The organism is Salmonella sp. SAL04162 (assembly GCF_046551535.1).
GTDB lineage: Bacteria > Pseudomonadota > Gammaproteobacteria > Enterobacterales > Enterobacteriaceae > Salmonella > Salmonella enterica.
The window spans coordinates 174,056-192,849 of sequence record NZ_JBGDVX010000004.1; the positions used below are offsets into that span (position 1 = coordinate 174,056).

Here is an 18,794-nt window from a genome sequence, read left to right on the forward strand (position 1 = left end):
TATCCGGCCTGCAGGCAACGTTACTTTAAAACATATCCGTACAAGCGTTGAATTCCATCGGCATCAGTCTCGCTATATACCCCCTGCAATTCAGGCGAAAAACCGGGCAACAGATTGATGCCCTCTTCCAGCGCCAAAAAATAACGCTGCGCCGCGCCGCCCCAAATCTCCCCCGGCACCACGCACAGTACGCCCGGCGGGTATGGCAATGCCCCCTCGGCAGCAATACGCCCGTCCGCCTCGCTGATACGCACCAGCTCTACATCGCCGCGAATAAAGGCGCTGTTGGCGTCCTGTGGGTTCATCGCCACATGCGGCAGGCTTTCTTTGCGGAACATCGCTTTTTGCAGATCCTTAACGTCAAAGCTAACGTACAGGTTGTGCATCTCCTGACATAGCTCACGCAGGGTGTAATCGCGGTAGCGAACCGGGTATTTCTGAAAAACCGTCGGCAATACATCCGCAAGCGGCGTATCGTCTTCAATGTGCCGTTCAAATTGCGCCAGCATCGCGACCAGCCGCGCCAGTTTCTCTTCGCTCTCAGCGGGTGTCAGCAAGAACAGAATCGAGTTGAGATCGCACTTCTCAGGCACAATACCGTTCTCACGCAGATAGTGGGCGAGAATGGTCGCCGGGATGCCGAATTCGGTGTACTGCCCACTATCGGCATCAATACCTGGCGTGGTCAGTAACAGTTTACAGGGGTCGACAAAATACTGGTCATCCGCATAACCCTCAAAGCCATGCCATTTCGCCCCGGGCTCAAAACTGAAGAAACGACGATTGCTGGCAATGGTCTCCGTCGGATATGCCTGCCACGGCTTGCCGTCAACCACCAGTGGGATAAAGGGCTGAAGCAGTTTGCAACGGGCGAGAATGGCTTTACGCGCGTCAATGCCCAGCGCAACGCACTCCGCCCACAGGCGGCGACCGCTCTCCCCTTCGTGGATTTTGGCATTGATATCCAGCGCCGCAAACAGCGGGTAGAACGGACTGGTCGAGGCGTGCAACATGAAGGCGTTGTTCAGGCGTTTGTGCGGGCAAAAACGCGCCTGGCCGCGAATATGGTTATCTTTTTTGTGGATCTGCGAGGTTTGTGAGAACCCCGCCTGTTGCTTATGTACCGATTGGGTCACAAAGATCCCAGGGTCGTTTTCATTAAGCTCCAGCCGCAACGGCGAGGTATCCGCCATCATATTGATAAACTGCTCATAGCCTACCCACGCGGAGTCAAACAGAATGTAATCGCAGAGATGCCCGATTTTATCCACCACCTGACGGGCGTTGTAAATAGTGCCGTCATAGGTACCCAGCTGAATGATCGCCAGGCGGAACGGACGCGATGCATCGGCGCTTTCCGGCATCACGTCACGAATCTGGTCGCGCAGGTACGTTTCATCAAAACAGTGCGCATCAATACCACCGATAAAACCAAACGGGTTACGCGCTGCTTCAAGATAGACTGGCGTCGCCCCGGCCTGAATCAGGGCGCCGTGGTGGTTGGATTTGTGATTATTACGATCAAACAGCACCAGATCGCCGCGCGTCAGCAGGGCGTTAGTGACCACTTTATTCGCCGCCGAAGTCCCATTCAGCACAAAGTAGGTTTTATCCGCATTAAACACTTTTGCCGCAAATTTCTGCGCGTGTTTGGCAGAACCTTCATGTATGAGCAGATCGCCAAGTTTCACATCGGCGTTACACATATCCGCACGAAACAGATTTTCACCAAAAAAGTCATAAAAATGACGGCCTGCGGGATGTTTTCTAAAAAACTCGCCATGCTGGTGCCCCGGGCAAGCAAAGGTACTATTCCCCATGTCGACATACTGGGTCAGGGTGCCATAAAAGGGCGGCAGAAGTTCCGCTTCGTAGCGACAGGCTGCGTTTTCCAGCTCCAGCCATTCCTGCGCGTTCCCACCTATTACCGCCGTAACGCCGGCAGGCGCGCTGACGGGTTCATCCACAAGCATAAACACCGGCAGGTGAAAACCGGTGCGTTTAAGCAACGCCAGAATACCGCTACGGCTGTCGGCAGTGGTAATGACGACTGCGGCCACATCGGTAAAGTCGGTACTGTCCAGCGCCACTACGTTTCGGTGGGTGGAGAGACGGGGGATGAGTTCACCGCTGGCGGCAATATTCATTGATTTCATAAGCGCAAATACCCGTTTCGGGAGTAGAGTAACCCCGGACAAAGCCCGATGCCTTGCCCAACGAGATGCCGGGTCAAACTGGATACCAGCTCCGACCGCCAGACATCAGTAAAAACAGACTGTTTCTGATTTTACTGTTGTCCTGCAGTGAGCGTGCGCTGCCCTCACCGCATAGCGGGGACGACAAAAAAAAGGAAAGAAAGGGGCAAACCTCGCGCAGTCAGGCGACAGTGAAGACAATATAAAGGCGCTATGTTCATCCCGGCGAGCCCCATGCTGGCAGGAGAAATTTCGCGCAATCATGGCACCTTTCACCAGACGGCGCAAGGTAAAATCAGCGCTCTATACGTCACAGATAATCAAGCTATTAACAGCTTAATCGCGTGATAATAAGGCAATTTGAAAGACAAATAACAGGAGTCATTGTGGTAATTGGACCTTTTATTAACGCTGGCGCAATTTTATTCGGCGGCGTTATTGGCGCGCTGTTAAGTCAGCGTCTGCCAGAACGGATTCGCGTCTCAATGACGTCTATTTTTGGTCTGTGCTCCCTGGGTATTGGCATTCTGCTGGTGATGAAGTGCGCTAATCTTCCGGTGATGGTGCTGGCGACGCTGGTCGGCGCGCTTATCGGCGAGTTTTGTTTGCTGGAAAAAGGCATTAATGGCGCAGTCGCGAAAATCCAACAATTATTTATGGCATCGGGTAATAAGCCAACGCACGACTCATTTATTCAAAGTTACGTCGCTATCATTGTACTTTTTTGCGCCAGTGGCACCGGTATTTTCGGCGCGATGCATGAAGGGATGACCGGCGATCCAAACATTTTGATCGCTAAATCTTTTCTGGATTTTTTCACTGCCATTATTTTCGCCTGTTCGCTTGGCATCGCCGTTTCGGCGATTTGCGCACCGATGTTGATTATCCAGTTAACGCTTGCCGCCTGCGCCACTCTCATTCTTCCGCTGACCACGCCGGCAATGATGGGCGACTTTAGCGCTGTGGGCGGACTGCTGCTGGTGGCAACCGGCTTGCGTGTATGTGGAATCAAAATGTTTCCGGTAGTGAATATGCTCCCGGCGCTGTTGCTGGCGATGCCGATCTCCGCCGCATGGGCGATGTTTTTTGCCTGACTCTGCGTGCAATAACAACAAAGTGGTGATAGATTGTGCAGTCTACGTTGATTTGAAGAAATTTCGTTGACGAAGCGAGGCGATTACGGTTTAATGCGCCTCGTTGCCCGGATAGCTCAGTCGGTAGAGCAGGGGATTGAAAATCCCCGTGTCCTTGGTTCGATTCCGAGTCCGGGCACCACCTTTCCTTTTTTATGCTTCCTTATGAATTCCTCGATGTCTTCAAGTCAATAAGTTTGAACATAGACTCTTTCCAGAAATTATTGCCATATGATCTCCATTAGACCAATATAAACGGATGCGTGATCATAATAAAGGCAGCAATAGTAAGTTTTAACATTAAACATACTGCGAAATTTCAATTAAGTTTCCATCAGGGTCCCTGATGTAGATAGACATTATCTCGCCTGTAGCTCCAGTTCTCTCAACCGGGCCTTCAACAATGGGAATGCCTGCCTGTAAGATCTCAGACACAACATCATTTATCGGTGTCGATGTAATAAAACATAAATCGGCAGATCCCGGCGTTGGTCTACTCGCTTTTGGTTCGAACTCCATTTCTTGCTGATGGAGGTTAATTTTTTGCGCTCCAAATATTAACGCTTTTCTGTTTTGTTTAAATGTTACCGCAGAAAAACCAAGTACCTCTTCGTAGAATCTTATTGTGGTTGATATATCAGATACCGTTAATACAAGGTGATCAATTCTGTCAATTATCATTTGAATAGACTCATGATGTTTATATTTTGGGGATGCTACATTAAAAATAGCATTAACCTACTTTTAAATCAGATGCATTTTTTTTGCATCTACTCTAAGTTGCTGCCGAAAATTGGGATGCGCCAATTCAATGATCCTGAGCGCACGCTCGGTTGAAGAGAGCCCCTTCAGGTTTACGGAGCCAAATTCAGTGACTATCCAGTGCGTATCCGTTCGTGGGGTTGTTACAGGCCCCTCAAGGCGGGGAACAATACGAGAAATCGTATCATTCGCGGCCGTTGAGCGGGTCGTAATAATGGAACGACCTCCTTTAGATGCATATGCGCCTCTGACAAAATCCAATTGCCCTCCTGAAGCACTGTACTGGTGTCCAAGCAAATATTCAGAGTTACAGGCACCAGTGAGATCGATTTGTAAGGTAGCGTTAATGGAGACAACATTCTCATTTTGCGCAATGATCCCCGGATCGTTAACATAATCGACAGGCCGACTAAAAAAAGAGGGGTTGTCGTTGAGATAGTCATACATATCCTTTTGTCCCATAGCAAAAGTAAATACAGACATTCCCCGGTCGATATTTTTACGCTGGTTGGTAACGACGCCTTGTTGAATCAAACTTACCAACCCCGGATTCAGCGCCTCTGTATGGACCCCCAGATCATTATGTTCCTTGAGCGCATTACAGATGAGCTCCGGTAATGCGCCGACCCCCATCTGGAGACAAGCGCCATCTGGCACAAGAGAGGCGATAATCTGACTGATAGCAATATCTTCGGCTACGGCAGTACGTATTGGTAGTTCAATTAAAGGGACATGGTTTTCAACAATGGCGTCAATTTCTGAAATATGGATTGCAGCACCTTCTCCATGAACGCGCGGCATATATTTGTTAACTTCGACAATAAGCTTTTTAGCTGTCCTCGCAATCCGGGTGGAATAATCGTTTCCAGTTCCAAAATTAAAATAGCCATACTTATCCATAGGGGACACGGTGTGAATAAAGGTATCAATACCAATATCATCAGCCAGTAATCGCGTCGCCTGATGAAAATTTGAAGGTACATAGTTAACTATTTTTCGCCCGGAACTCTCAATCCCCTGACGTATTAAAGCCCGTTCAATACCGGTAATAAACATACTGTAGAGATGAATATAGTCACTTAGCTCATAACGGAAAATAGTGTTCCCGGCAATGCTGGCTGTTTCATAACAGTAAACCCGCAGATCGTTGATTTCTCCCCTTTTCGCTCGCTTTGCCAGCGCATTCAGCAAAGCTGGAGGCTCTGCTGCAAACATTCCCATAGAGAGGTGACTGCCGGAGGTAATTAAAGTAACCGCCTCGTCAGGCGTCACGCATTTTTCGGCATACACTGCATTAACATTCATCATGACTCTAAACCTCAGGGCGATTTCTCAATAAGCGGCGTCTTCTTCAGGCGAACATCCACAGCAATAAACTAACATTGTTCGTTCGAAGCGCATGACCTCTACACCATTCTGATTAATGCCACATGTCCGAACGGTAACGATGCCTTGTCCCGGGCGACTATTTGACAGGCGTTTGCTGAGTACAGTGCTTTCAGCATAAAGTGTATCCCCTGCGAAAACCGGATGGACGGCTTGTACCTTATCCCAGCCAAGATTGGCCACGACCCTGGCGCTGACAGTACGCACGCTCATACCGGTTAAAAGCGCCAGAGTGAACGTTGAATCAACCAGTAACTTTTTCCATTCCGTTTTGCTGGCGTAAGCCGCATCGAAATGGACCGGCTGCACATTGAGAGTGAGCAGGGTAAACCACACATTATCGGCGTCCAGAACCGTCCGGCCGGGACGATGTTCAAAAACATCACCGGGATGAAAATCCTCCCAGTAAAGACCCGAAATTTCTCGGTAGCGCCCCTCGCTAATGGTTTTATAAGCGGGTAATAACGTGTTCATAATCAATTCCTCTGTTAATAAAATCAGGAAAAGATCCCTGCCCGGGCGAGTAATCTCCGGGCCTGACGGGCAACGGCTGCATCTATCATCATGCCGCTAACGATCCCGACGCCTTTGGCATTCTCTGTCAGTACTGCACGAGCATGATTAATTTCTGCCGTTGTAGGAGTAAATGCGGCGTTGATTACACTAATCTGAGCGGGGTGAATAGCCGATTTTGCAGAAAAACCAAAACTGAGCGCCTGCAGCGTTTCCTCTTTCAGACCTGAAAAATCGCCTATATCAAAGAAGGGAGCATCTATTGCAAGAAGCCCTTTCATAGCGCAGGCAGCCACTATTCTGGCCCGCGCCAGCGCAAGAGGCTCCCAGGCGGGTGTGGCGCCAATGTCAGCCGCCATATCTGCGGCGCCAAACATCAACCCGCAGAGTCTGGGGGTGGCGTCCGCAATAGACTCTACGGCATTAAGTCCGACAACTGACTCAATAATGCCAATAAGGCGAGTATCAGAACCAGCCATCATGATAAGACTATCCACGATTTGCAGGTGCGCGGCTGACTCTGTTTTCGGAAGAATAATGTAATCAGGAAAAAAACGGCATTCCAGTAACATATGCAGGTCTTCAATGCCAGCATGAGTATTCATTCCATTAATTCTTAATGCTATTTTCAGCGATGAGTTTGGTCGGGATGAAAGGAACTGCATCGCAATTTTCCGGGCCTGCGCCTTGTCATTCGGGGTGACGGAATCTTCAAGATCGATAATAGAAATGTCCGCCGCACTTTCAACTGCTTTTATGAAACGTTCTGGTCGAATTGCTGGGGTAAAAAGCCAGCTACGTGTCGGTGTATGAGAAATATCGGGCATATTGCACCTCCTGTTAACCTCACTATGCGCTCGCTGGTTTCATTCTTCCAATATATGATGGTGCCATTCTTAATTGCTTTTGGAGATGAGGATGGAACTGCGCCATATTCGCTATTTTCTCGCCGTCGCTGAAGAGCGGCATTTCACGCGGGCTGCGACAAAAGTAGGCATAGGTCAGCCGCCGCTAAGCCAACAGATTAAGGATCTGGAAAGAGAGCTGGGAGCGCAGCTATTCCGGAGAGTGCCTCATGGCGCGGAATTAACCGAGGCTGGAAAAGCATTTTATGATGTTGTTAAAGGGATGCCTGCTACCGCGACAAGAGCCGTGCTGGCAGCGCAGCGTGTTGCCAGGGGGGAATCGGGCGTGTTAAGGGTGGGTTTTACTGCCTCTGCGGCATTTAACAGTGTGGTGCCCGGCGCAATCCGTACTTTCAAGCGGGCTTATCCTGACGTTCGTTTGCAGCTTGAGGAAGGAAATACAACTCAACTGGCTGATGAATTGAATGAAGGATCGCTGGATGTTGCCTTTCTGAGACCCGGTTTTACAGGCAATGAACGGTTCCAGCTCAGGTTACTGTCTGAAGAGCCAATGGTTATTGTGCTGGCAGAAACGCATCCTGCTGCGGCGTGTAAACAGATTGCACTCTCGATTCTCAAAGATGAGTTTTTTTTACTCTTCCCACGTGAAATCGGCCTGTCGCTTTATGACGTAGTGATCGAGGCCTGCGGTAAAGCGGGCTTTGAACCGAAAATTGGTCAACTCGTGCCGCAAATTTCGTCAGTCATTAACCTTGTGTCGGCAGAGATGGGCGTGTCGATGGTTCCAGATTCAATGAGACAGGTTAATGTCAAGGGAGTAGTATACCGCCCCGTTGCAGACCAGATGCCCGTCGCAAAGCTGGCTCTGGCATACCGGCGCGGCGATACATCACCAACGCTGAGAAACTTCATCCTGAAAGTCACTGGCTGAATGCGGTTATGTGAGCGTTGAATAATCATTTGAAACGTAACCAATAATTATTGGTCCGATTTTGTGTCTAAAGGAATCGCTAACGGAGCAGGAACTGGCTGCAATGTCTGTGGATCGACAGCCAGATAACGCCCGGTTTTACTGTCGATACCCACATAATCGATAAGCTTGCCTTTGGCATAAAGCACCATTGTCTGTTTTGCAAATGCCTCATATGCACTGCTCAGTATTTTCACTTTATCCACATAATCTGCTGCGAGATTATGCGTTTCCAGGGGGTCACGTTGCAGGTTGAATAATTCCCATGGCGCATTACCCGCCTGTGGGAATACTGTGACAAGACGACGCAATTTCCATTCCCCATCTATCCAGGCCGCCTGATTATGGAGTTCAACACCATATTGTGTGCGAGGCGCGTGCAGACTTTCACCGGTCAGATAGCGTTTAAAACTCACGCCGATCATTGGCAGTGTCGGTCTTTCAGATAATGATTTACTGACATCAATACCTGCAAATTCATAGAGCGTGGGCGCGACATCATACGCCGCCATTGTGGCGTTATCTATGGCGCCATTATGGATGATACCAGGACCGGAAATCATAAAACTGGTATTAATTCCCCCCTGACCGCTGGTCGTTTTGTGATAGCGACCATAAGGCGCATTGCTGACATCAGCCCAGTGTGGACCATAAGAGATAAATGAATTTTTACGACCAATATTTTCGTAACGATTATCGAATTGCTTCCAAAAATCCGGTTCAGATTCATAGTGAAAGCCCTCCGCCGGATTCACCCCATTATCACTTAAGAAGACCAGAATCGTGTTTTTATCGCGCCCGGTCTTTTTTAACGTCTCAATAACGGTACCAATCTGTGCATCCATATTGGCGATCATAGCAGCGTAAACCTGCATCACCTTCGCCGTATATTTCTGCTGTTCCGGGGTCATCGCCTGCCATTCTTTATCAAGTTCCAGTCCTGGCAGAGGTATGTCATCACGCAGGAAACCCAGTTTCTTCAAACGAGCAATACGCTGACGATAGACGTCTGCATAGCCCTGTTCATACTGATTTTTAAAACGACTAATCCATTCATCCGGCGCCTGCAGAGGATCATGTGGCGCAGTAAAGGCCAACCACGCGAAGATAGGTTGTTCCCGTGGCGTCTCGCTGATCCAGCGATTAATCTGGCTGGCATAGGCTTCGCTGGAGTAAAAACTGGAGGGCAGTGAAATGCGCTGATTGTCACGGGTATAATAGGTATGAAATATCTCCACGGTTCCCAGCGGCACGGCATCATCAAAGTGACTGGCGCCTCCCCCCATCAAGGCGAAAGAATGACGAAAGCCCCGATCTTTTGGCGTCGAGCCTGGCGTAAAACCAAGATGCCATTTACCCGCCATCAGCGTATTGTAACCAGCATCTTTAAAGCGTTCAGCCATGGTCGTCACCCGATCAGTCAGGCGCAATTCATAGCCTTCCTTACCTATGGTATTTTCATACCACCACATACCGCCTATACCCGCTTGCTGACTGGTGTTCCCGGTTAATAGCATCGCACGGGCGGGAGCAGACATGGGAGACGTGTAATATTGACTCATCCGCACGCCGTTCTCAGCCATCGCCTGCAAATTAGGCGTTGGGATTTCCCCACCGAAGGGAGTGATATCAGAATATCCCATATCATCAGCGATAATCACGATAATATCAGGACGTTCGTTTTGCGTACTGTGCGCCGTACCGGAGAAGATAATGCTGAGTGTGGCAAGTGTTACTTGTTTTTTCACGGCTTATTCTCCATTTCAGACTACGGATGTTGTACAAGAGCGGCGGGCAAATGCGGCAAGATGGACCATCAGCCCGAAAATCTGCCCATAACGTCAGCACGCCAGGCTTTCAGTCCATTCAGATTCCGGGGCCAGGCGCGTAGCGGAGCCAGAATCTCAGTGAAAAAAGAGTAATAGCCGCTACAAAGTCGGTTGTAGCCGGCACTGTTGATATGTGCGGGGCAGCCTCCCTGGCAGACTATTTTCACAGAACACCGTTGACACTCCCGGCGCTGGCTTTTCTTAATACCAAAGGGAAGCCGGGTTGCGGTATCTACGGCTGGCGCTAACATATTATTAGAAAGCTGTCCCAGGTAATGCTGGCTATTAATCAGATGATCGCAGGCATAGAGTTTGCCGTCCGGCTCCATGACCAGATTCGTTCCGCAGCGGGCGGAATGGACACAGGTGGCGCTGATATGCGTAAAATATTGTGCCCATGCCTGTTCAATGTTGATCACAAAAACCCGTCCCATATCGCCGCGTTTGCGCCATTGACGCCAGATATCAATCATGAAACGCCCCCAGTTATCCGCACTCAATTGGTAATTTTGCTGTAGGGCGTTGCCTTCGTTCATCAGTGGCTGAAATTGCAGATAACGAGCGCCAAGGCTAACAACATGATCGTAGATGGCTGCCGCATGGCTAGCCATGTCATCATGCACGACAATCAGTACGTTAAAATCGACTCGATAGTGTTGTAACAATGTGATTCCCCGCAACACCGCCGGATAACTGGACTCGCCGCGTTTGCCCGGACGATGGTAATTTTGCAAGTCTTCACTGCCCTCAAGACTGATGCCAATAGTAAAATTATTGTCGCGAAACAGACGACACCAGGCATCGTTTAACAACGTCGCGTTCGTTTGCAGACTATTACTGATCGTCACGCCGTCAGGCGCATATCGTTGTTGAAGCGCTATTACCTTTTTATAAAAACCGATTCCGGCTAAAAGCGGTTCACCGCCTTGCCAGACAAAATTAATTTCACGCGCACTGGCAGGTTGCGCCGCAATATAGCGACAAATAAAAACCTCCAGCGTTGATTCATTCATTTTTTCTACGGGCGTTTCGCCCTGTGGGTAATAACAATAGCGGCAGGCCAGATTACATGCAGGGCCTATGGGTTTTGCCAAAATATGAAAGGGTATCTGCGCGCGATATTCAGTCATTACGGGGATTTGTTGTTGCCGTAATGTGTTGAGATTCAACATTATTCTGTCCTGTAATTGTCATTTCTGATGCGGAGACATGACTCACATTTCGCAATAGCGTCCGTCTGGTGCTGCGGGCAGAATGCCGCAAGCAAGCTTTATCTATTGATACGCCGGTTTTCTGCATAGCGAATGACGCTATTGAAACGTTATTTAGCAAATCCTGTCTGAGCCAGAAATTAAGTCTCTGTTAACCTGCGCTATTACAGAAAATCATAGAACAGTCGTCTCAAAAGAATATCGTCCTGAAGGACGAGAACCCACGGCATTTTCAGGAGATGAGTCAACCGCGACAGAAAAAATTATATTAATAATTTTAAATTATTTTTTAGAAAACCAAACAGGATTTAAATTAAAACTGTTTTATTTCAAATATTTATAAAAAATACCGTAACACGCATCACATTATTAACATGTGAATGATTGTGTTAATCGAATGTAAATTGTATGTTTCAACATACCACTATTTTACTGCGTCCCGGCGCGCTCATCCGGATGGAAGGAGATAACATGTCAGCCTTATCAACTACTGGCCATAATGACGGGATCACTCTCCATTGCTTACAGAGCATTGCGCAACTCATTCCTCTGTCGTCGGCGGTTTTTTATCGTGTTAATGCTTATTTAAAGCCGGAAGCCTATGTTTTACATAACATTTCTAATAGCACACACCAACAATATCTGGAGCATTTTCAACCATTAGACCCGCTATCGCCTTCCCGGTTCGGCCAGCAGGTTATTACCGTAGCGACGATGACGCCCGGTATCTGTGCCCGTCATCGCCATTATTATCATGAATTTATGCTACCTAATCATGTGTGCGACATGATTGAGATCTTTATTCGTCGGGGCCATCGTATTATCGCGGCCATTTCATTAATGCGCGATATACCTTTTTCCAGCGAAGAGCGTTTGCGAGCCCAGGCAGTACAACCATTACTGGGACTGGCAATTCATGATTCTCTTCAGGAAGACAACAATCTGGCGTCAATATTGACCGCAAAAGAGCGTGAAATTGTGGGAATGGTCTGCGAAGGGGCCAGTAACAAATTGATTGCCCGTCAGTTGAATATATCTCTCTCAACAGTGAAAACGCATTTACGTAATATTTTTGCTAAAACAGAAGTGATAAATCGCACGGAACTGGTTTCCCGAACCAGAATGTCCTCGGTACAACATTCACAGCATATGTGAAAGCGTGCTTTTTACCCCGCGTCAATTGCGGGTCTTTTCCCCATGTGTCATATATGCCTGAATTAATACCACTCTCTGAGCTGATGCCTCAATAAAATGTCATATTATCTGGCGTCGGTATCCTGTTGCAGCCATTGATTCATGGCCTGATTGATCATATTTATCACACTCAGCAGAAGAACACGCTGGTGTCGCTCAAGCCGCAGATAACGGCGCAGCGGCGGCATTTTACAAACCACTTCGCTCGCAGCCCATAGCTCAATGCTGCAATACCATTCCTTATGATGTAAAACCAGCGTGAACCGACGATAATCCAGTTCACTCAGAGCCTGTTGTAAATTGGGGAAACGATTAAGATAGTTAATCAGCCCGGCGGTACTTTTGCTGCCAGTAAAAATGACGGGATAACGTTTCAGCCATCCGGGCTGATGAACGCGAATTTTGCCCTGCAAAGGATAATTGATTGTGCCTTTCACCCTGAATTCACAACTGTGAATACTGGCCATGAATAACCGTTTTTGCTGAACATGGCAGATAACCTGGGTAAATGCATTCAGATGCAGCACGGCGCTATGTTCGGTCAATTTTTCACAACGCCAGCCGCTCAAATCACGTAACACCATGTTCATTAATGTGCTCTTAAACCAGGGGACGGAGGACATCTGGCGTCATCTCTTCATTGTTTCGCTTTTCATAATTGCCCATCGCCCGTTCCACGACCTCTTCTACCGGAAGTGGGAGGAAAGGATTAACCCGTTGCACACATAATGTCCAGAATAAGGCATAGGCGGCAGTCAATCCAAGCATAATACCGAATGGTATAAGTACATCCCGACTGTTCATTCCTGGAGGCGCGATATTAATAATGGCGATAATAATACCCACGCTCGAAATAATCTGAGGTAAGGGGAACCAGGGGGCCCGGTAAGCGCGTGGCAAATCGGGGCGCCGAATACGTAAGATAACGACCGATAACGTTACCAGCAGATAAGCTACCCCCCAGGCGCAGACCGCAGCGAGGATCAGCGGAACAATGTGGTCGATATCACCGTTCAGATACCAGGCATGTAAACAGGGGATCGCAACACCGAAAGCGATGGCGATGACCGGTGTTTTAAAGCGGGGGTGCAACCAGGTCAGAAACCGCGGCAAAGCGCCGTCCAGCGCCATGCCGTATATAATACGCGGTACTGCCGCCATCAGCGTATTAATCGTCGCACATCCCGCTAACAACAACCCCACGCCCAGCCAGTATTGCCCGACATGTCCCATGACACGATTGGCAAAGGCGGGAATAGCCATCGGCGTATCCAGTAAAAAGATATGGTTTGCCGCATCGACAACCACATTATTTACCTGCCGGTTAATCGCAGCGCCATAGAGGAACATACAACCTGCCACCGCTAAAAGGCCAAGCGCCATCGCTCTGGGAATCGTACGATGCGCTTTTTTAATTTCCGGCGCCATTGGCGTTACCAGTTCACAACCGACGAACATAAACATCGCCATGCCAATATAACCAAACAGACCAGAAAGATTACTGACATCAAGCGGTGCGCCAAACCACCCAGAATGATGAGTGACCGGGGATAACAGGATCCCGCATAAACCGAAGATGGTCAGGGTAGTCCACATACCGAAAGTAAGAAATACTTCCACCTTGCCAAATACTTCAACACCAATGGCATTCAGTAACCCGAAAACCACTACCATGCCGACGCCAACCATCCAGGTATTGTGCTGCATGGCCACGTGTTCGCTAACAGACTCAAAGTTCACCAGCGCCATGACGCCAGCGAGAATCGTTTCTGCCGTGCCGGCAAAAATGTGTACGATCAGGTAAGCGCAAAGCGCACCGGTGATAGCGAAAAAACGCCCCATTCCGCAGGAAATATAGTCGTAGACGGAGCCAGTTGTGGGAATAAGCGTTGCCGCTTCGGCAAAGGTGGTAATCTGCGCTTGCATCATAATAAATGCCAGTAATACCGCAAGGGCAAAGGTATCTCCCCCTGAGCCAAAACCACTGGTCACGGTCAGGATCACCGGGCTTGCCATAATCAGCCCGACGGAGCTGGCAAGCGTCGTGGGGAAACCAATAACGCCACGTTCAAGATGGCTGGCAAGTCTGTTTTTAAACATGGTCAACCTCTTCACTATTATTACAACAATAAATTACCGCTCCGGAATAACGCTTATTTATGGCAGGCAGCGCATCTAACAGGTATCGTCCTGAAGAGGGATAACGGTAAATAACGTTGTGACGCCGTCCCCGCATGCGCTAATAGCAAGTGGGGAGCGCGTTATTCTCCCCAGTGATACCAACGCTACTGACGAACAATTAAAGGATTCAATCCTGTTTATGGCTTTCAACGTTTGCCAGATAATGTTTTACAAAACGGGGCGTTAAAACTTTCCATGCCACTTCGGTTCCCTGTTCAACAAACCAACTATCGCCCGGTGAAAAACGTATCGGTTCCTGACCAGCGACAGTGAGTTCCACTTCCCCTTCCAGCACGGTTGCGTGCTCGGTAAAGGGATAAATCATCGTGAAACCGCCGCGGGTCGATGAAAACAGTCCACAGGTAAATACATCCTCAGGTTTACCGTAAATCATCGCAACGGCGACCTGGGGATCGCCTTCTGTTGGCAACGCCCCTAACAGGCTGACACTCCCGACTGGCTGTAATTCAGGAACAGGTTGATTGAGTTTAAAAGCGTGCATTAATGTTCTCCTGGTTAATTCCGGCCTTTCCAGAAACCGGCTGTTTGATGTATCAGTTTTCCCGCACTGACCAGCAATAGACGTAAACTGTCGCGACCATAAATTGTCGCGTGGGGAATGCTACTCATCAGACGATACCGCTCGGAACCGCCATTTATTCCTTCGGCCAGGATTTTGCATACAATATGGGAAGGCGTGACGCCAAATCCGGAATAACCCTGAACATAAAAAACATTATTGTGTTCACGAAGCGTGCCAATCTGCGGAAACAGATTCGCGCTACAGGCCATCGGTCCGCCCCAGGCAAAATCGATTTTAACGTCTTTCAAATAAGGGAAGACCTCCGTCAACAGAGTGCGGTTCCAGGCAGCAAAATCGTGCGGGGTATATTCAAGAAACCTTGTGGCGCTGCCAAACAGCAGACGGTTTTCTTTTGTGAGACGGTAGTAATTTATCACCGGGCGGATATCACTAAAAGCCCCGCGCAAGGGACTGATCCGCTCAACAAGCTCGCTGGAGAGAGGTTCTGTAGAGACCTGATAAGAATAAGTAACCAGCGTTTTCTTATAAATTTCTGGTTCCAGATTATTGAGAAAACTATCACAGGCCCACAGCAATTTGGCTGCTTTTACGCTGCCCATCGCAGTACGTACCCGCACACTTTTACCGTAACTGACCTCAACCACAGGTGAATATTCGAATATCTTCACCCCCAGCGAATTCGCAGCCTGAGCGGAGCCCAGCAATAAATTCAGCGAGTGGACATGCCCTCCCCCCATATGCTTGAGAACACCGCAGTAGACGTCGGAACCGATAACCTGCTGCACGTCTTTACCGGTATAGAGTTCAATATCGTCTTCCGGCGTAGCGGCTTTGAATTCTTTTTCCCATTGTTGCAGCGTTTTTAACTGCCGCTGGTTGTAGGCCAGATAACCATATCCGGGGACAAAATCAGCATCAATATGGTATTTACGAATTCGCTCCCGAATAATACCTGCGCCGAGGTTCGAGATTTTAAACAGCGTCTCCATTCCCGCTGCGCCTACATATTTTTTAACGGCTTCGATGTCGTGACCTATACCGGCCATCACCTGACCGCCGTTTCGTCCGGTGCCGCCATACCCAAGATGACGGGCTTCCAGAACGACAACATTAGTGATCCCCTGCTCCGCCAGTTCCAGCGCGGTATTGATGCCTGAAAAGCCACCGCCAATGATCACCACATCGGCATCAATATCCTCTTGCAGAGCAGGAAAATGCAACGGGTATTTTTTCGTCGCGCCGTAGTAATTCAACGCATCGATTTTTGTATTCATCGCGTTACCTTGTCATCACGCTTGACTAAGACCGCTATCACAGCACGGTAACGTTTTACAAAATATCGTCCGGAAGAATGACGTTCTTTGGAACGATATTCAGCTCCGAAAAAGTATGTTGGGATGGAAAAACGTACATTCCTGACCTACAGGCACTTCTGATGAGCGATGTGACATTACTTGCCGAAGTAACGACTTTTTTACGCCAACGACACGGACAATTTATTGCAGGTGAACGTCAGGCCGGAAACGGCACGAACTTTTCGGTCACTAACCCAGCCACCGGCAAAATCATCGCCGACGTTGTGTCGGCAACCCCTGCGCAGGCAGAAGAGGCCATGCAGAGCGCCAGACGGGCGTTTGATGTCTGGCGTAAAATGCCAACGTTACAACGCGGCGCATTACTGCTGAAACTGGCTGATACTCTTGCCGCTCATCGTGAAGAGTTAGCTCAGCTGGAAAGCGTCTGTTCAGGTAAAACGATTCTGCTGTCGCGCGGTCTTGAACTCGATCAGTCAGTGGCCTTCCTGCGTTACTTTGCCGGTTGGGCAGGAAAAATAACCGGTGAAACGCTGAATGTCTCCCTGCCATCAATGGGAGAAGAGAGATACACAGCGTTTACCCAACGCCAACCCATTGGCGTGGTCGTCGGTATTGTGCCGTGGAATTTCTCAATTATGATTGCTATCTGGAAGCTGGCCGCAGCGCTGGTATGTGGCTGCACCATCGTCATTAAACCAAGTGAATATACCCCGCTGACACTGCTGCGAGTCGCTGAACTGGCTAAAGAGGCAGGTTTCCCTGATGGCGTAATTAACGTGGTAAACGGTGCTGGCGGTGAGATAGCGCAACAGCTGATCACGCATCCAGATTGCGCCAAAGTGAGTTTCACCGGGTCAGTCGCGACAGGTGAGAAAGTCCGGCGTTCGGCAACATCGTCAGGAAAACGCGTTACCCTCGAACTGGGAGGGAAAAATGCGGCGCTGTTTCTCAATGATCTCTCGGCACAAGCCATGGTCAACGGTATTCTTGAAGCCGGTTATCTGAATCAAGGACAGATTTGTGCTGCCGCAGAGCGTTTTTATCTGCCCCAGGAAAAACTGGATACAGTCATGACGCTCCTCAGGCAACGGTTATCGGAGATCGTGCCCGGCTCGCCTTTAGATGAAAAAACGGTGATGGGCCCGCTGGCGAATCAGGTTCAGCTTGAAAAAGTGCTGCGTCTGATTCAAATCGCACGGGAAGAAGGGGATACCATTGTTTACGGCGGTGAAACTTTACCCGGCGAAGGGTACTTTTTACAGCCGACGGCGGTAAAAGTGCGTAGTAAAAACAGTACGCTGATGCACGAGGAGACCTTTGGCCCTGTCTGTAGCTTTATCGGTTATCAGAATGAAAAAGAGGCGCTTTCGCATATCAACGCTTCGCCATTTGGCCTTGCAGCAAGTGTGTGGTCGGAAAATATGTCTAAGGCATTACGCTACGCTGAAGATATTGATGCTGGCATGGTGTGGGTCAATATGCATACCTTCCTCGATCCTGCGGTACCCTTTGGAGGGATGAAAGGATCGGGCATTGGTCGTGAATTTGGCAGCGCGTTTATTGATGACTATACCGAACTTAAATCTGTCATGGTCCGTTATTAACCATCCTGAAAATGATGCAGGCAGATCAACCATACCGAAAGGTGGACTGCCTGCCTGATTATCAGGTTCGCTCGCTGCGTTTTATTGCTTTTGGGGTAATGTAAAACGCCCGGCCCGGCGTTCTTTTCTGCATTACTAGCGCCATCTACCGTTAGAGTAGGCTATCTCCAGTCTTAACGGTTCAGACTCATCCTGTAACATCGCTTCCAAAGACAACGCCAGCGTCTGATGATGGGCATCTTTTACACTGACTTTCAGCATGTTGATGCTCGGTTCATAACGTAAAATAGCAGCGCGAAGCTCACGGCAAAACCAGTTGAGAACCCGTCTGTCACCCACATTCACCTCGTGCCATTCCGGCATACCCCGAGTGAGCAGCGGCGGTAATGTCTCGCCACCTGCCACAGCGCAAGAGTTGAATAAACACATTAACTTGCGGCGTACCAATTCATGTGGGCTTATCCCCTCAACCAAGAGCCTGTCGAATAGCGCGACCGGAATGGTTGGCGTCATCATCATTTCCCTATCTGGTCCATCGCCAGATCCCATACTGACGTTCTGGACTCCTGTTGAGCGCCGTCTGATTTCTCGGCAGTGATTTGCCATTCGATTTTCGTGAAGTTCAGCGACATCGTTTCCACCGGCTTACCGCCGGCGCCGCCGCTAACACTGAGTTGTGATATCAGCACGTTTGTCAGGGTATAAACGATAAGCGACCGCATTTTGCCGTCGTCATTGCGGCACAACGTCAGCACCGCGGTTCTAATTAGCCTCCCGCTACAGCAGTACTCATTGAGCACAGGCGTGGCGAGGTCGACAAATTTGGTGAGCGACATTTCACCAACATGCGCACGCCCGGAAGTCCGCTCAGTGAGGCTAACATCGTTATTTACCTGCATTGCCACATTGTGGCTATAAGACATGATCTCTATCTGATCTTCAAAGCCTTCAACCTGGCTTTCGCCTTTGATATTGTCGAGCTTTAAAAAAATCGCATCCATGATTTATCTCCTTGTTGATCAGGTGGCAGTTCAGCAGCCAGACGAATACCCGCGGCCAACGCTTGTGACTCTTATTAAAAGCGCAACTA

At 49.0% G+C, this 18,794-nt stretch carries 17 protein-coding genes and 1 tRNA gene; 5 read left to right on the forward strand and 13 right to left on the reverse strand.

Features of this window, described 5'->3' with window-relative positions; all coding sequences use genetic code 11:
* Window positions 1-20: 20 nt before the first annotated feature.
* On the reverse strand, window positions 21-2,156 hold the full coding sequence (locus ACLJRH_RS09825) for an ornithine decarboxylase (protein ID WP_000839742.1): 2,136 nt from the start codon (window positions 2,154-2,156) through the stop codon (window positions 21-23).
* Between the two features lie 425 nt (window positions 2,157-2,581).
* Between ACLJRH_RS09825 and ACLJRH_RS09830 the strand changes: the two genes are divergently transcribed.
* Window positions 2,582-3,289: a DUF554 domain-containing protein gene (locus tag ACLJRH_RS09830; RefSeq protein WP_000234473.1), complete on the forward strand. Its 708-nt coding sequence runs from the start codon at window positions 2,582-2,584 to the stop codon at window positions 3,287-3,289.
* Between the two features lie 105 nt (window positions 3,290-3,394).
* A tRNA-Phe gene (locus ACLJRH_RS09835) sits at window positions 3,395-3,470 on the forward strand.
* A 158-nt stretch (window positions 3,471-3,628) separates the two neighbouring features.
* Here the strand turns inward: ACLJRH_RS09835 and ACLJRH_RS09840 are convergent.
* The 4 genes from ACLJRH_RS09840 to ripC all read right to left on the reverse strand — a co-directional run bounded on the left by ACLJRH_RS09840 (window position 3,629) and on the right by ripC (window position 6,816).
* On the reverse strand, window positions 3,629-4,009 hold the full coding sequence (locus ACLJRH_RS09840; protein ID WP_000582672.1) for a VOC family protein: 381 nt from the start codon (window positions 4,007-4,009) through the stop codon (window positions 3,629-3,631).
* Window positions 4,010-4,072: 63 nt separating this feature from the next.
* Complete coding sequence (gene ripA, locus ACLJRH_RS09845) at window positions 4,073-5,398, reverse strand: itaconate CoA-transferase RipA/Ict (RefSeq protein WP_023229064.1); 1,326 nt, start codon at window positions 5,396-5,398, stop codon at window positions 4,073-4,075.
* 24 nt (window positions 5,399-5,422) lie between these two features.
* Window positions 5,423-5,950, reverse strand: coding sequence for a (R)-specific enoyl-CoA hydratase RipB/Ich (gene ripB, locus ACLJRH_RS09850; protein ID WP_001094308.1), 528 nt, complete (start codon window positions 5,948-5,950; stop codon window positions 5,423-5,425).
* Window positions 5,951-5,973: 23 nt separating this feature from the next.
* Window positions 5,974-6,816, reverse strand: coding sequence for an itaconate degradation C-C-lyase RipC (ripC, locus tag ACLJRH_RS09855; protein WP_001112897.1), 843 nt, complete (start codon window positions 6,814-6,816; stop codon window positions 5,974-5,976).
* A gap of 91 nt (window positions 6,817-6,907) precedes the next feature.
* Here ripC and ripR point away from each other — a divergent pair, with 91 nt between their 5' ends.
* The gene (ripR, locus tag ACLJRH_RS09860; RefSeq protein ID WP_000423178.1) at window positions 6,908-7,786 is read left to right on the forward strand and encodes an itaconate degradation transcriptional regulator RipR; all 879 of its coding nucleotides are present in this window, start codon (window positions 6,908-6,910) and stop codon (window positions 7,784-7,786) included.
* Between the two features lie 47 nt (window positions 7,787-7,833).
* Here the strand turns inward: ripR and ACLJRH_RS09865 are convergent, their stop codons facing one another.
* Together ACLJRH_RS09865 and ACLJRH_RS09870 are read right to left on the reverse strand one after the other, a co-directional pair.
* Window positions 7,834-9,573, reverse strand: coding sequence for an arylsulfatase (locus ACLJRH_RS09865; RefSeq protein ID WP_000745171.1), 1,740 nt, complete (start codon window positions 9,571-9,573; stop codon window positions 7,834-7,836).
* Between the two features lie 68 nt (window positions 9,574-9,641).
* A complete protein-coding gene (locus ACLJRH_RS09870; RefSeq protein WP_000933446.1) occupies window positions 9,642-10,826 on the reverse strand; it encodes an anaerobic sulfatase maturase in 1,185 nt (394 codons plus the stop codon).
* Window positions 10,827-11,336: 510 nt separating this feature from the next.
* Between ACLJRH_RS09870 and ACLJRH_RS09875 the strand changes: the two genes are divergently transcribed.
* Window positions 11,337-12,020, forward strand: coding sequence for a helix-turn-helix transcriptional regulator (locus tag ACLJRH_RS09875; RefSeq protein WP_023223212.1), 684 nt, complete (start codon window positions 11,337-11,339; stop codon window positions 12,018-12,020).
* 104 nt (window positions 12,021-12,124) lie between these two features.
* Here the strand turns inward: ACLJRH_RS09875 and ACLJRH_RS09880 are convergent, their stop codons facing one another.
* From ACLJRH_RS09880 to ACLJRH_RS09895, 4 genes are all read right to left on the reverse strand, one after another.
* The gene (locus ACLJRH_RS09880) at window positions 12,125-12,682 is read right to left on the reverse strand and encodes a DUF3156 family protein (protein ID WP_000100109.1); all 558 of its coding nucleotides are present in this window, start codon (window positions 12,680-12,682) and stop codon (window positions 12,125-12,127) included.
* Entirely contained in the window at window positions 12,660-14,159 is a 1,500-nt protein-coding gene (locus tag ACLJRH_RS09885; protein ID WP_000475960.1) for an APC family permease, read from the reverse strand. Before ACLJRH_RS09885 ends, ACLJRH_RS09880 begins: the two co-directional genes overlap by 23 nt.
* Window positions 14,160-14,367: 208 nt before the next feature.
* On the reverse strand, window positions 14,368-14,742 hold the full coding sequence (locus ACLJRH_RS09890; RefSeq protein ID WP_000542983.1) for a cupin domain-containing protein: 375 nt from the start codon (window positions 14,740-14,742) through the stop codon (window positions 14,368-14,370).
* Window positions 14,743-14,756: 14 nt separating this feature from the next.
* Window positions 14,757-16,058 carry an NAD(P)/FAD-dependent oxidoreductase gene (locus tag ACLJRH_RS09895; protein ID WP_023137238.1) on the reverse strand — a complete coding sequence of 434 codons (1,302 nt, stop codon included), beginning with the start codon at window positions 16,056-16,058 and terminating at the stop codon, window positions 14,757-14,759.
* Window positions 16,059-16,219: 161 nt separating this feature from the next.
* Here ACLJRH_RS09895 and ACLJRH_RS09900 point away from each other — a divergent pair, with 161 nt between their 5' ends.
* Entirely contained in the window at window positions 16,220-17,704 is a 1,485-nt protein-coding gene (locus ACLJRH_RS09900; RefSeq protein ID WP_023137239.1) for an NAD-dependent phenylacetaldehyde dehydrogenase, read from the forward strand.
* A 135-nt stretch (window positions 17,705-17,839) separates the two neighbouring features.
* Here the strand turns inward: ACLJRH_RS09900 and iraD are convergent, their stop codons facing one another.
* Window positions 17,840-18,220, reverse strand: coding sequence for an anti-adapter protein IraD (iraD, locus tag ACLJRH_RS09905; protein ID WP_023139912.1), 381 nt, complete (start codon window positions 18,218-18,220; stop codon window positions 17,840-17,842).
* Entirely contained in the window at window positions 18,220-18,705 is a 486-nt protein-coding gene (locus ACLJRH_RS09910) for an Hcp family type VI secretion system effector (protein ID WP_000338753.1), read from the reverse strand. The genes iraD and ACLJRH_RS09910 overlap by 1 nt, the downstream gene beginning before the upstream one ends.
* Between the last annotated feature and the right edge of the window lie 89 nt (window positions 18,706-18,794).